Annotated in this window: 14 protein-coding genes and 1 tRNA gene; 3 read left to right on the top strand and 12 right to left on the bottom strand. The window is 74.6% G+C overall.

All coding sequences use genetic code 11. The annotated features are described in order from the left end of the window. Nucleotides 1–17: 17 nt before the first annotated feature. The 3 genes from EPD83_RS09985 to EPD83_RS09975 all read right to left on the bottom strand — a co-directional run bounded on the left by EPD83_RS09985 (nt 18) and on the right by EPD83_RS09975 (nt 2,967). Nucleotides 18–992 (bottom strand): intradiol ring-cleavage dioxygenase, encoded by a 975-nt coding sequence (locus EPD83_RS09985; RefSeq protein WP_165566539.1) that lies wholly within the window; start codon nt 990–992, stop codon nt 18–20. 114 nt (nt 993–1,106) lie between these two features. Further along, a complete protein-coding gene (locus EPD83_RS09980) occupies nt 1,107–2,285 on the bottom strand; it encodes a cystathionine gamma-synthase (RefSeq protein WP_165566538.1) in 1,179 nt (392 codons plus the stop codon). A 106-nt stretch (nt 2,286–2,391) separates the two neighbouring features. Next, on the bottom strand, nt 2,392–2,967 hold the full coding sequence (locus EPD83_RS09975) for a hypothetical protein (protein ID WP_128367710.1): 576 nt from the start codon (nt 2,965–2,967) through the stop codon (nt 2,392–2,394). A gap of 251 nt (nt 2,968–3,218) precedes the next feature. Here EPD83_RS09975 and msrA point away from each other — a divergent pair, with 251 nt between their 5' ends. Beyond that, nucleotides 3,219–3,914: a peptide-methionine (S)-S-oxide reductase MsrA gene (gene msrA / locus EPD83_RS09970; protein ID WP_128367711.1), complete on the top strand. Its 696-nt coding sequence runs from the start codon at nt 3,219–3,221 to the stop codon at nt 3,912–3,914. An 82-nt stretch (nt 3,915–3,996) separates the two neighbouring features. Here the strand turns inward: msrA and EPD83_RS09965 are convergent, their stop codons facing one another. From EPD83_RS09965 to EPD83_RS09955, 3 genes are all read right to left on the bottom strand, one after another. Further along, a complete protein-coding gene (locus EPD83_RS09965; RefSeq protein WP_128367712.1) occupies nt 3,997–4,464 on the bottom strand; it encodes a DnaJ family domain-containing protein in 468 nt (155 codons plus the stop codon). A 56-nt stretch (nt 4,465–4,520) separates the two neighbouring features. After that, the gene (locus EPD83_RS09960) at nt 4,521–5,120 is read right to left on the bottom strand and encodes a hypothetical protein (protein ID WP_165566537.1); all 600 of its coding nucleotides are present in this window, start codon (nt 5,118–5,120) and stop codon (nt 4,521–4,523) included. A 106-nt stretch (nt 5,121–5,226) separates the two neighbouring features. Beyond that, entirely contained in the window at nt 5,227–6,603 is a 1,377-nt protein-coding gene (locus EPD83_RS09955) for a cystathionine beta-synthase (protein ID WP_128368218.1), read from the bottom strand. An 88-nt stretch (nt 6,604–6,691) separates the two neighbouring features. On the opposite strand from EPD83_RS09955, the gene EPD83_RS09950 reads away from it, so the two are divergent. Next, nucleotides 6,692–7,525 (top strand): class I SAM-dependent methyltransferase, encoded by an 834-nt coding sequence (locus EPD83_RS09950; protein WP_128368217.1) that lies wholly within the window; start codon nt 6,692–6,694, stop codon nt 7,523–7,525. 46 nt (nt 7,526–7,571) lie between these two features. Here EPD83_RS09950 and EPD83_RS09945 read toward each other — a convergent pair whose 3' ends face one another. After that, nucleotides 7,572–7,958 carry a thioesterase family protein gene (locus tag EPD83_RS09945; protein ID WP_128368466.1) on the bottom strand — a complete coding sequence of 129 codons (387 nt, stop codon included), beginning with the start codon at nt 7,956–7,958 and terminating at the stop codon, nt 7,572–7,574. A 133-nt stretch (nt 7,959–8,091) separates the two neighbouring features. Here EPD83_RS09945 and EPD83_RS09940 point away from each other — a divergent pair, with 133 nt between their 5' ends. Beyond that, entirely contained in the window at nt 8,092–9,171 is a 1,080-nt protein-coding gene (locus tag EPD83_RS09940; protein WP_165566536.1) for an SGNH/GDSL hydrolase family protein, read from the top strand. Between the two features lie 19 nt (nt 9,172–9,190). Here the strand turns inward: EPD83_RS09940 and EPD83_RS09935 are convergent, their stop codons facing one another. The 5 genes from EPD83_RS09935 to EPD83_RS09915 form a co-directional block, all read right to left on the bottom strand. Further along, a complete protein-coding gene (locus EPD83_RS09935) occupies nt 9,191–9,550 on the bottom strand; it encodes a hypothetical protein (protein WP_165566535.1) in 360 nt (119 codons plus the stop codon). After that, on the bottom strand, nt 9,547–10,416 hold the full coding sequence (locus EPD83_RS09930; RefSeq protein WP_128368280.1) for a Bax inhibitor-1/YccA family protein: 870 nt from the start codon (nt 10,414–10,416) through the stop codon (nt 9,547–9,549). Before EPD83_RS09930 ends, EPD83_RS09935 begins: the two co-directional genes overlap by 4 nt. Nucleotides 10,417–10,690: 274 nt before the next feature. Beyond that, nucleotides 10,691–10,765 (bottom strand) — tRNA-Leu (locus EPD83_RS09925). A 35-nt stretch (nt 10,766–10,800) separates the two neighbouring features. Continuing rightward, nucleotides 10,801–11,790, bottom strand: a complete 990-nt coding sequence (locus EPD83_RS09920) for a hypothetical protein (protein WP_128368281.1) — start codon at nt 11,788–11,790, stop codon at nt 10,801–10,803. Continuing rightward, on the bottom strand, nt 11,787–11,975 hold a 189-nt coding region (locus EPD83_RS09915), incomplete at its 5' end, for a PadR family transcriptional regulator (RefSeq protein WP_164896749.1). The genes EPD83_RS09915 and EPD83_RS09920, both read right to left, overlap by 4 nt.

Genomic DNA, 11,975 nt, shown 5'->3' with positions numbered 1-11,975 from the left:
GTGCGGCCGGCGCCGGGTCAGCTCGACGGCGGTGCGGGCGGCTGCCCGCCGCCGGGGGCGCCGCCGGCCGTCGGGGCGGTGGCGGTGTCGATGGGCACGGAAAGGGCGACGGTGTAGCCCGAGGTGTCGCCGGTGACCGTCGCCAGCTGGTGGACGCCGCCGTCGTCGCCGAAGACGTTGTCCCCCGTCAGCGACATCGACGACAGGTTCTGCGCCGAGCCGGGGTAGTCGTCCAGGGCGTAGACGGCGTCGGACGCATCCTTCGGCAGCGCGACCTGCGAGGTGCAGATGGCGTTGGACGCGTCGGTGATGTCGTCGACCGAGGGGTAGACCTCGAAGTGCACGTGCGGCCACCGGCCGGAGTAGCAGCCGGGGAAGACGCTCGTGAAGGTCACGGCGCCGGTGTCGTCCGTGACCTGCACCCCGCGCAGGTAGTTCTCCCCGACGATGGCCTGGCTGTACATCGAGTACTGGCCGAGCGCGTCGCAGTGCCAGACGTACACGGCCGCGCCGGTCATCGGCGCGCCGCCGCCGGCGATGTCGAGGAGGGTGAGCGTCAGGGTCATGGGGATGCCGGGCGCCGTGGCCGAGGCGTCGCCGAAGCTCGCGGTGATGTCGGACCGGACGACGCCGCTCTGCTCGAGCACGTCGGCGCCGTTGGAGCCGTCCCCAGGGTAGGGCCCGGCCGTCTCGTCGGGGATCTCGGTGAGCGTGGTGTCCGCGGCGTCCGCCGCGCCGGCCGTGGCCGTCGCGGACGCGGTGGCCGAGGCGGACGCCGTGGCGGTGGCGCCGCCGCCGGAGGAGGTGCCGCACGCGGCGAGCACACCGCCGGCCGCGCCGATGCCGAGCACCTGGAGCGCACGGCGCCGGTCCAGCAGGGTGCCGAGGTCGAAGGCAAGCCCCTGGTCGACGACCTCCTCGTCGGGTCGGGGCAGCACACGCCCCTCGTAGGTGGGGCGGTCGGTCTGCAGGCGAGGGCTGCGGCGGGTCATGGGGTCCTCCCGTGGTCGATGGCGTTCACCGTCGACGGTAGGCAGCGGCCCGATGCCGCCGATGTGCCCGCGCTGTGCGCCCTCTGTGCCCCGGCGCCGCCCGCGCCGACGTCGTCAGGTGAGCCGGTCGAGGGCCTGGCGCAGGTCGGCGACGAGGTCGGTGACGTCCTCGATGCCAACCGAGAGCCGGACGAGGTCGCCCGGCACCTCCAGCTGGGTTCCGGCCACCGATGCGTGGGTCATCCGGGCCGGGTGCTCGATGAGCGACTCCACCCCGCCGAGCGACTCCCCGAGGGTCCAGATCTCGGTCGCGCCGCACACCTTGGCCGCGACGTCCTCGCCGCCGCGGACCCGGAAGGAGACCATGCCGCCGAAGCGGCGCATCTGCCGGGCGGCGACGTCGTGGTTCACGTGCTCCGGCAGCCCCGGGTAGAGCACGGACGTCACCCCGGGGTGCGCGGTGAGCAGGTCGACGACGGTCTCGGCGTTGTCGCAGTGGCGCTCCATCCGCACGGCGAGCGTCTTGAGGCCGCGCAGCACGAGCCAGGAGTCGAAGGGCCCGGCGACCCCGCCCATCGCGTTCTGGTGGAAGCCGATCCGCTCGGCGACGGACTCACCCTCGCGCGTCGTGGCTCCGGGCGCGACGACGACGGCGCCGCCCACGACGTCGCTGTGCCCGCCGGCGTACTTCGTCGTCGAGTGCACGACGACGTCGGCCCCGAGCGCGATGGGGCTCTGCAGGTACGGCGAGGCGAAGGTGTTGTCGACGACGAGCAGCGCGTCGGCGGCGTGGGTGACCTCCGCGATGGCCTCGATGTCGGCGATGCCGAGCAGGGGGTTGGTCGGCGTCTCGACCCACACCACCCGGGTCTCGGGGCGGATGGCGGCGCGCACCGAGTCGACGTCCGCGACGGCGGCGACGTCGTGCCTGGCCTGCCACGGCTCCAGCACCTTCGCGAACAGCCGGTAGGTACCGCCGTAGGCGTCGGACGGGACGACGACGTGGGCTCCGGGCGCGAGCAGCGCCCGGAGCACGGTGTCCTCGCCGGCCAGGCCGCTGGCGAAGGCGTACCCCCGCTCCCCGGCCTCCAGCGCGGCGACGCACTCCTCGAGCGCGGTCCGCGTCGGGTTGGCCGACCGGGAGTACTCGTAACCGCCGCGCAGCCCCCCGACGCCGTCCTGCTTGTACGTGCTCACCTGGTGGATCGGCGGCACGACGGCCCCGGTCGTGGGGTCCGGCTCCTGGCCGGCGTGGATGGCGCGGGTGGAGAAGCCGTAGGAGGGAGTCGTCATGCCCCGAGGGTAGGTGGTCGGCCCGACCGGCCGGGCCACCCGGCCTCCGCTGCGGCGGGCGGCCGGCGTGACGGCGACCCGCCGGGCCGCCGCCCGTCACGATCCGCTACTTGGCGCCCCAGTACGACGTCACGGAGGTCGCCGTGCCGGCCGTCGTCTGGCCGCACGAGGTCGTCGAGTAGGAGACGAGCCGCGCGTCCAGCCGCAGCCTCGTTGCACCCACGCCGGTCTCGCTGTCGACGAACCAGTCGGCGGTGAACGTGGCGCCCGGCGGGAGGGCGGCCGGCAGCACGACGGAGTACGTCTTCGACGCCACGGCGCCGCCGGTGCCCGAGGGGTTGAAGCGCGTCGTCCCGGTCGGGGTGATGCCGGGGGAGGTCTGCGGGGTGACGAGGACGTCCTTGGCCGTCGTGCCCGGGGACTTCTCGGCCGTGATCGTCACCGTGTACGTCGTGCCCGCCGGCAGCGTCGTCGTGCCGTCGTTCCTGATGGCGAAGTAGAAGTGCCCGATGGTGTGCCCGTTGACGTCCTTGGTCGTCGTCGAGCTCGAGATGGACAGGGCCGGCGTGTACGTCGTCACCGGGCCGGAGCACGCGGCCCAGGCGGCCGGCGACCCGACGACGACGAGCGGGACGGTCCAGGCCGTGGCCGCGACGACACGGCGGCGGTCGATGGTGGTCATGGGTCCCCTGCTCCTGGTCTCGAGGCCGCCGTCGCCCGGTCCGGGTGCGGCGACGGCGGAAAATCCGAGGGGAACGATATACGCGCGCTTGACCATCTCTTGACCTTTTCCGACCCGGCGCGACGCGTCCGTCCGAGCGTCCGACCCGGACCGTCCGTTCGGCCGAGACGCCCGCCGCGTGCGGTCCGGCACCGGCTGCAGGGCCGGCGGACGGCGGGATGATCGCCGCGCCCACACGCGTTGGACCCGGCATGCTCTTCGGATCGCGCGCCAAGTCCACCCTCCCGACCAAGGACGAGGCCCTCGCGGGCCGCGAGCACCGGATCTTCCCGGTGCCGGTGACCCACGAGGTGCTCGGCACCCCGCTCGAGGGGCCCTGGCCGGACGGCACCGAGGTCCTGTACGTGGCGATGGGCTGCTTCTGGGGCGTCGAGCGCATCTTCTGGTCGCTGCCCGGGGTGGTCACGACCGCCGCCGGCTACATGGGCGGCTACACCCCGAACCCGACCTACGAGGAGACGTGCACCGGCCGGACCGGCCACGCCGAGACCGTCCTCGTCGCCTACGACCCCGCCCGGACCAACCCCGAACTGCTCCTCAAGGCGTTCTGGGAGAACCACGACCCGACGACCGCGAACCGGCAGGGCAACGACGTCGGCACGGCCTACCGGTCGGCGGTCTTCACGACCACCCCCGGCCAGGCCGATGCCGCCGAGACGACGAGGGCCGCCTTCCAGCGGGTGCTGACCCAGGCCGGGCGCGGTGAGATCTCGACGACGATCGCGTCCGCCGACACGGCCGGGCCGTTCTACTACGCCGAGGACTACCACCAGCAGTACCTGCACAAGAACCCGTACGGCTACTGCAACCACGGCCCCAACGGGCTGACCTGCCCGGTCGGCGTGGCGAACCTGCCCGCCCAGACGGACGTCGCGCCGCCCGCCTGACGTCGCGCGTCCGGTCGGCCGGGCCGACCGGGGTCCCCCTACGTCCGGTGCGGTCGTCGGCGCCCCCGCTGCGGTGGCCCCGTCAGCGCCGCCGGAACCACCGTCGTCGGCGGCGCGGCTCCGGGGCCGACGGCTCGGCGAGGGGAGGCCCGGCCGCGGCGCGCAGCTCGCGCCAGCGGGCGAGGAGGTTCTCGACGTCCACGGTCGGGGCGAGCAGCTGCGGCATGCGGGGGTCCGGCGGGCGCAGGCGGTCGCGACGGACCCGCAGGTTGTAGTCCTCGAGGACCGCCCGCACGGACTCCTCGGTGCGCAACGCGGTGAGGGACTCGGGGAAGGTCGCAGCCTCCTTGCGCAGGGCGACCGCGGGGGGCAGCGCACCGGTGAAGTCCAGCTGTTCGCGCTCGGCCAGCCTGCGCACCCACCACATCGGGTCGCTCGTGTCGCCGAGGTCCAGCGGCTTCCCCGCGCCGGGCAGGTTGTCGAACTCGCCGCGCTCCTGGGCCTCGCGGATCGCGCGCTCGACGGGGGACTCGTAGCGTGGCCGTTCCACCCTCCCAGTGTCACCCGCCCGGCGGCGTCATGGCGGACCGGGGGCGACCGGAGCCGTCAGTCGCGGGGCAGGTCCTCGAGGGTGGTGGCGAGCACGCGCAGCAGCGGGTCGGTGGCGGGGAACTCCACCGTGCAGCTCGCGGCGGTCCGCAGCCGCCCGTCGACCCGCCAGGACACGACGACCTCCTGGCCGTCGTAGGCGGTGGGGCAGGTGCCGTCGAACGCGGACGCCTCGCCCAGCCGGGTGTCGCCGACAGCCCGTCGGAGCGCCTCGAGCTGAACGTCGGTGAGCTCGCCGGAGCCGTCCTGGGCCTTGGCGACGCCGGTGCGCGTCCAGGTCCCGTCGGCGGTGACGACGAGCGAGCTGCCGCACGGGTTGTCGGGGCACATGCCGCCGCGACGCTGCAGCGCGGCGAGGACGTCGGGCCGGTCGATCAACGGGTCGGGGGCGGCCGTCGGCGGCGCGGCGGTGCCGGACGGCGGTGGCGACGGCGTCGTCGTCGAGGGGGCGGGGAGCCGGCCGGACGGGGCCGGCGTCGCGGGCCCCGCCGGGGACGCCGTCACGGTGTCGGTCGGGGCGGTGGGGTCGCCGGAGCCGCAGGCGGGGAGCGCCAGCAGGGCGGCGCCGGTGAGGACGGACGTCACGGCACGTCGCACGGTGGACCTCTCGTCGGGGACGTGGGGGTGGGACGTCGCGGGACCCGTCACGGTTCCGTCGGCGCCGCCCCGGGGCCCTGCGGGCCACCCGGGCCGTGCGGCGGGCTCAGACGGCGAGGAAGGAGAGCAGGTCGGCGCGGGTCAGCACCCCGACGGGCTTGCCGTCCTCGACGACGAGCACCGCGTCCGAGGACTCCAGCTCGTGGCGGGCGGTCGAGACCGGCTCGCCCGCCCCGACGAGGGGCAGCCCGGGGCCCATGTGCTTCTCGACGCTGTCGGCGAGGTGCGCGGCGCCGGTGAACAGCGCCTCCAGCAGCTCCCGCTCGGACACCGAGCCCGCGACCTCGCCGGACACCACCGGCGGCTCGGCCTTGACGACCGGCATCTGCGAGACCCCGTACTCGCGCAGGATCTCGATGGCGTCGCGCAGCGTCTCGCTGGGGTGGGTGTGGACGAGGGCCGGCAGGTCGCCGGCCTTGGCCCGCAGGACGTCGCCGACCGAGCGCTCGCCCGCCGCCTTCATGAAGCCGTAGGACGCCATCCAGTCGTCGTTGAAGATCTTCGAGAGGTAGCCGCGCCCGGAGTCCGGCAGGAGGACCACGACGACGGCGTCGTCGGGCAGGCCGCGCGCGACCTCGAGCGCGGCGACGACGGCCATGCCGCACGAGCCCCCGACGAGCAGCCCCTCCTCCCGGGCCAGGCGCCGGGTCATCTCGAAGGAGTCGGCGTCGCTGACGGCCACGACGTCGTCGACCTGGTCGGGGTCGTAGGCCGAGGGCCAGAAGTCCTCACCGACGCCCTCGACGAGGTACGGCCGGCCGCTGCCGCCGCTGTAGACCGACCCCTCGGGGTCGGCGGCCACGACCCGCACCCGGCCGCCGTCGCGGTCGGCGCTCACCTCCCGCAGGTAGCGGCCCGCGCCGCTGATGGTGCCGCCGGTGCCGGCGCCGGTGACGAAGTGGGTGATCCGCCCGTCGGTGTCGCGCCAGATCTCCGGGCCGGTGGTCTCGTAGTGCGACAGCGGCCCGTTGGGGTTGGAGTACTGGTCCGGCTTCCAGGCCTTCGGGGTCTCGCGCACGAGCCGGTCCGAGACCGAGTAGTAGGAGTCCGGGTGGTCCGGCTCGACCGCGGTCGGGCACACGACGACCTGCGCGCCGTACGCCCGCAGGACGTTGCGCTTGTCCTCGGAGACCTTGTCCGGGCACACGAAGACGCAGGTGTAGCCCTTGCGCTGGGCGACCAGCGCGAGCCCGACGCCGGTGTTGCCCGAGGTCGGCTCGACGATGACGCCGCCGGGCTGCAGCTCGCCGGACTCCTCCGCGGCCTCGACCATCTTCAGTGCGATGCGGTCCTTGACCGACCCGCCGGGGTTCAGGTACTCGACCTTGGCCAGGACGGTGGCCCCGATGCCCTCGGTCACGGACTGGAGCCTGACGAGGGGGGTGTTCCCGACGAGGTCTGCGATGTGCTCGGCGTACTTCACGTCCGTCATCCTGTCACGGCGCGCCGGGCCGGTCCGCCGCCGCGGAACCCGCTGGCGGTCGCCGGCCCGTTCGGCTTCGATGGGCCCCATGGGCGACCCGGAGGAGTACCTCGAGGCCAACCGCGCGAACTGGGACGACCGGGCGGCCGCGCACGCCGCGAGCGCCGACTACGCGCTCGGGCGGTTCGTCGCCGAGCCCGACTTCCGCAGCGCCACGGTCCGCTTCGACGAGCCGCGCCTCGGCGACGTCCGTGGGCTGCGCGGGGTCCATCTCCAGTGCCACCTCGGCACCGACACGGTCTCGCTGTGCCGGCTCGGCGCGTCGATGACCGGGGTCGACCTGTCTCCGGTGTCGCTCACGCACGCGCGCGCGCTGGCCGAGGCCACCGGGGCCGACGCCCGGTTCGTCCTCTCCGACGTCTACTCGGCGCCGGCGGCCCTCGAGGGCGCGACGTTCGACCTCGTCTACACCGGCATCGGGGCCCTGAACTGGCTGCCGGACATCGACCGCTGGGCCGGCGTCGTCGCGTCCCTGCTGGCTCCGGGCGGCCGGTTCTTCATGCGCGAGGGCCATCCCGTGATGTGGGCGGTCGACCAGGAGCGCACCGACGTGGTCGCCCTGGAGTTCCCCTACTTCGAGACCGCGGAGCCGCAGGTCTGGGACGAGCCCGGCACCTACGTCGAGACCGACGTCGAGATCGTCCACACCCGCACCCTGGAGTGGAACCACGGCCTCGGCGAGGTCGTCGGCGCGCTGCTGCGGCACGGCCTGCGCGTCACCATGCTCGAGGAGCACCGCTCGGTGCCCTACGAGGGCGTGCCCGGGCAGATGGTGCGCGACGCCGACGGCGAGTGGTCGCTGCGCGAGCGCCCCGAGCGGATGCCGCTGACGTACACCCTGCAGGCGGTCCTGCCGTCCTGACCCGCCGAGGCCGCGGGCGCGGCAGCGGTCGGTGCGGGAGGGCCGGTCAGGGGCGCGCGAGGCGGGCGGTGAACCGCACCTCGTCGACGACGGCGCGGGTCACGGTGCCCCGGGCCAGGACGTCGCCGTCCGGCGAGGTCGCCTCGACGTCGAAGGTGAGCCGGCCGTCCTCGACCCCGGTCAGCGTGGCGAGCACCGTGACGACGTCGCCGAGCGCGCTGGGCGCCAGGTGGCGCAGGTCGACGTGGGTCCCGACGCTCGTGGCACCGGCGTCCAGCGCCCCGTCGAGGGCGGCGACGGTGGCGCCCTCCACCCAGGCGAGGAGGCGCGGCGTGCCGAGCACCGGGAGGCTCCCGGAGCCCAGCGCGGCCGCGGTGTCCTCGGCCCCGACCGCGTGGGTGCGCTCCGCCGAACGGCCCGGTGAGAGGTCCATCCGGCCACCGTAGCGGGGGTGACGGACCTTCCGGTCCGGGCGTCGGCGGCCCGCGTTACCGTGGAGGTGAGCGCCGTCGGGGCACCCGGGTCGGCGCCCGCAGCGAGCGCAGCGAGGAGGCGTGGCAGGGGTCATGGGACGAGCACGTCGGGCACGCCGGATCGCCGCCACCGCCGCGTACGGCGGTGGGGGTCTCGCCGCGGGGGTCGCCGCGCTCGGGGCCGTGGGGTACGGCGTCATCAAGGCCGAGGCCGCACTCGCCCGGCGGGTCATCGGGACCCCCTTCGACGACTCGCCCGACGACAACGGCACGTACGGCGCCGGACGTGGCGAGCCCTACGAGCTCGTCGTCCTCGGCGACTCCTCGGCCGCGGGGATGGGCGCCGACCACGCGCGCGAGACCGTCGGCGCCATCGTCGCTTCCGGCGTCAGCGCCCTGACCGGCCGTCCGGTCCACGTGACGAACCGGGCCGTCGTCGGGGCCGAGAGCTCGGACCTCGAGCGGCAGCTGGCCAACGCCCTCGAGGACGTGCTGCGGCCCGACGTCGTCCTCGTGATGATCGGCGCCAACGACGTCACCCACCGCATCGACCGGTCCTCCTCCGTGCGCCACCTCGAGCTCACGGTGCGCCGGGCCCGCGCGCTCGGCGCCGAGGTCGTCGTCGGGACGTGCCCGGACCTCGGGACCATCCAGCCCATCCGGCAGCCGCTGCGCGCGCTCATGCAGCGCTGGTCGCGCGACCTCGCGGCGGCCCAGACCGTCGCGGTCGTCGAGGCCGGCGGGCGCACGGTGTCCCTCGGTGACCTCCTCGGCCCCGAGTTCGCGGCGGCGCCGCTCGAGATGTTCAGCAAGGACCGCTTCCACCCCTCCGCGGTCGGCTACGCGCGGGCGGCGGCGGCGCTGCTGCCGTCGGTGTGTGCCGCCCTCGGGGTGTGGGGCACCGACACGGTCGACCGCGCACCCGAGCCCCGCCGCGGCGAGGGCGTCGGACCCGTCGCCGTCGCCGCCGGTCAGGCGGTCCGCGAGGCCGGCACCGAGGTGTCCCCCACCGAGGTCGGCGGCGAGTCCCGCGGCCCCCGCGGTCGGTGGGCGGTGCTCCTGCGGCGCCGTCCGTCCCGGGTCGCGTCCCCGGGTCCTTCCGGCCTTGCGGCGGGTCCGCCGTCCGAGGGCTCGCAGGGTCCCGCGGACCCCACCGCCACGACGGCCTCCTGACCCCGGTCCCCCGGAGGGCTCAGGGCAGGGAGCGGCGCAGGCCGGTGAGCAGCTCCGCGACGCCGTCGGCGCGGCCCGCGGCGTAGGCGTCCCAGACGACGACGGCGAGCTGGTCGGCGAGCACGGCCGGCCCGAGGTCGGGCACGGTCGTCGTCGCCGGCGGGACGGTACGGGCGGCGACCTCGTCGACGACCCGGCGGACGTCGGCGGCGGCGGCCTGCGCCTTTGCCAGCGGCAGCTCGGACCAGCGCCGCCGGATGCGGTCGAGCTCGGTGCGGGCGGCGGCGTCGACGACGTCCGCTCCCGGGCCTCCCGGCGCAGACGGCGACGCCGGGACGGCCGTGGCCGCCCCGGCGTCGCCGGTGGTGGGGTCGGTCACTCGCGCAGTCGCGCGAAGAGCCGCAGGAACTCGATGTACAACCAGACGAGCGTGACGATGAGCCCGTGGGCCAGGAGCCAGGAGTACTTCTGCGGGGCGCCGGTCCGGATGGCGTAGTCGATCGCGTCGAAGTCCAGGGCCAGCGTCACGGCCGCGAGGCCGACGGCGAAGAGCGAGATGCCGACGCCGAGCATGCCCGTGCCGCCGATGCCGAAGGCGGTGTTGGTCCAGACGGCGTAGCCGAAGTTCACGACGGCGAAGATCGCGTAACCGAAGACCATCATCGTGACGATGCGGCGGAACTTGGCCGTGACCTTGATCAGGCCCGTCTTGTACGCGATGAACATGCCGGCGAAGGTCGCGACCGTCGCGAGGACGGCCTGGGCGACGATGCCCTGGAAGGCCGGGGTGTTCGGCGGGTCGAAGTACGCGGCGAAGAACTGGCTGACCGCGCCGATGAACAGGCCCTCGACGACGGCGTAGCCGACGATGAGCGGCACGCTGAGGGTCTTCTTGAAGGCGATGACGAGCCCGAGGACGAGGGTGGCGACCATGCCGCCCATCCACAGGAGGAGACCGAGGCCGTCGTTGGCGGCCGCGACACCCCAGCCGACCGCACCCATGACCAGGACGATGGCGAAGAGGGTCAGCGTCTTCATGACGACGTCGTCCATGGTCACGGCCCGGTCGGTGCCCGGGCGCACCGCGGACGGGGCGCTGTACATGTCCTGCAGCTGCTGGGCGCTCAGCTGGTCCGTCGTGCCGTGGGTGGCGCCCGACCCACCCTGGGGGCCTCCGGTGCGGAAGCCCGCGTAGCCCTGTTGGGCGTCCTTGCTCAGCCGGTTGAAGGCCGGGTTGCTGGCCATCGATCCTCCGTGATGGTCGAGGCGGTGACGGTCACCGCCGCTCTCACAGCGTAGACGCTCGGGCCCGCTCCTGAGTTCCCGCTGAGAGCCCCTGTGGACCGCGACGCAGCGGACATTTCGGGGTGACCCCGAAATGTCCGCAAGCCCCCGGTTCGGAACCGGGGTTTCAGGGACGTTCCCGTGTGTCTCCCGCCCGGGGCGCCGGCGCGCCGGCGACGGGAACCGTCGGCCTCACGTCGTTCGGGCCTTCCCGACTCCCCCGGGTGCGCTGGCGCGCCCCCGACGGGAGTCGAACCCGCACCTGGAGCGATTTTAAGTCGCCTGCCTCTGCCGGTTGGGCTACGGGGGCGGGCACCACTGTAGGGCTGCTCGCCCCCGTACCTCTCAGTCCGACGGTGTCACGGTCGGCGTCGGCGTCCTCTCCGTGGTCGGCGGTGCCGACGGCGTCGCCGAGGCCCCGGGCGAGGCGTCGTCTGGCGGTCGGACCGGCAGTGGCGCCAGCGTCAACGGCGGCGTCCACTCGCCGCTGGTCGGACCCCAGGGGTCGGCCTCACCGATCTCGAGCGGGAACACGTCCGTCGCGAACGGGAGCGAGCCGTCGGGACGCACCGGCACCTCGTCGCCCGCCATGTCGAACCACGACCGGTCGACGTACATCTCCTGCCCCGTCTGGTCGAAGACCCGGGCCCGCTGCACCCGTTGCCCCTGGGCGTCGTAGACGAAGAGGTTCGAGACCTCCTCCCCCGCCCGCGTCATCCCGGACGGCGACCAGGCCTCGCTCTCGACGTACTCCGTCGGCGTGCCGAGGGCGACGACGAGGACGGGGACGACCGCGACGGCGGCGGCGAGGTTGGCGACGAGGATCATCCCGGGCCACGGACCTTGCGTGCGCCCGACGCTCCACCGGCCGACGAGGAAGGACAGGACCGCACCGACGAGAGCCGCCGCGACCGGACGCGTCGACCCGGCCATCGCGCCGAGCACCCAGAGGAGCGTGAAGCCCCGCGCCAGCCACCACGCGGCCCGCAGGTCCCGGACCCACGGCCAGCGCTCGAGGACCGAGTCGCGCAGGCGCTGCCAGTCGGCGCGGAACTGCGCGAGGTGACCGGGCCGGGCCGGCTCGTCCGGCGGGCGCCGGGGCGGCAGGCCCGCGGCAGACCGCAGCTCGGCGGCATACGCCTCGGGCTCGCCGAGCAGCGGCCACAGCCGCTCCCCCGACTCGGCCGCCCTCTCCGCGAGGTCGGCCTCCATCCCGAGGGTCAGCTCGTCGGCGTCCTCCGACGGCAGGTCGTCGAGCCACAGTCGGACCGCGCGGACGTACGCCCCCGCGTCGTCCGTCCCGGGGCCGACCACGGGCTGGGTGGGGACGCTCATGAGGCCACCCCCGCCGCGTCGAGCAGCCCGTCCATCGTCCCGGTGAAGGCCCCCCACGTCTTGGCCTGGGTCTCGAGCATGTGCCGTCCCTCCGTCGTCATGCCGTAGTACTTGCGGTGCGGACCCTCCTCCGAGGGCACGACGTACGAGGTGAGCGCCCCGTTCGCGAAGAGCCGGCGCAGCGT

This window comes from Phycicoccus flavus (assembly GCF_004025965.2).
Taxonomy (GTDB): Bacteria; Actinomycetota; Actinomycetes; order Actinomycetales; family Dermatophilaceae; genus Phycicoccus; species Phycicoccus flavus.
Note: the sequence above shows the minus strand (reverse complement) of the source record. Positions and strands in the feature narration are given on the sequence as shown.

Coding starts and splice junctions, on each gene's coding strand:
- EPD83_RS09930 (WP_128368280.1), bottom strand. CDS start 10,416: ATGGCCAGCAACCCGGCCTTCAACCGGCTGAGCAAGGACGCCCAACAG.
- EPD83_RS09980 (WP_165566538.1), bottom strand. CDS start 2,285: ATGACGACTCCCTCCTACGGCTTCTCCACCCGCGCCATCCACGCCGGC.
- EPD83_RS09975 (WP_128367710.1), bottom strand. CDS start 2,967: ATGACCACCATCGACCGCCGCCGTGTCGTCGCGGCCACGGCCTGGACC.
- EPD83_RS09940 (WP_165566536.1), top strand. CDS start 8,092: ATGGGACGAGCACGTCGGGCACGCCGGATCGCCGCCACCGCCGCGTAC.
- EPD83_RS09945 (WP_128368466.1), bottom strand. CDS start 7,958: ATGGACCTCTCACCGGGCCGTTCGGCGGAGCGCACCCACGCGGTCGGG.
- EPD83_RS09950 (WP_128368217.1), top strand. CDS start 6,692: ATGGGCGACCCGGAGGAGTACCTCGAGGCCAACCGCGCGAACTGGGAC.
- EPD83_RS09985 (WP_165566539.1), bottom strand. CDS start 992: ATGACCCGCCGCAGCCCTCGCCTGCAGACCGACCGCCCCACCTACGAG.
- EPD83_RS09920 (WP_128368281.1), bottom strand. CDS start 11,790: ATGAGCGTCCCCACCCAGCCCGTGGTCGGCCCCGGGACGGACGACGCG.
- msrA (WP_128367711.1), top strand. CDS start 3,219: ATGCTCTTCGGATCGCGCGCCAAGTCCACCCTCCCGACCAAGGACGAG.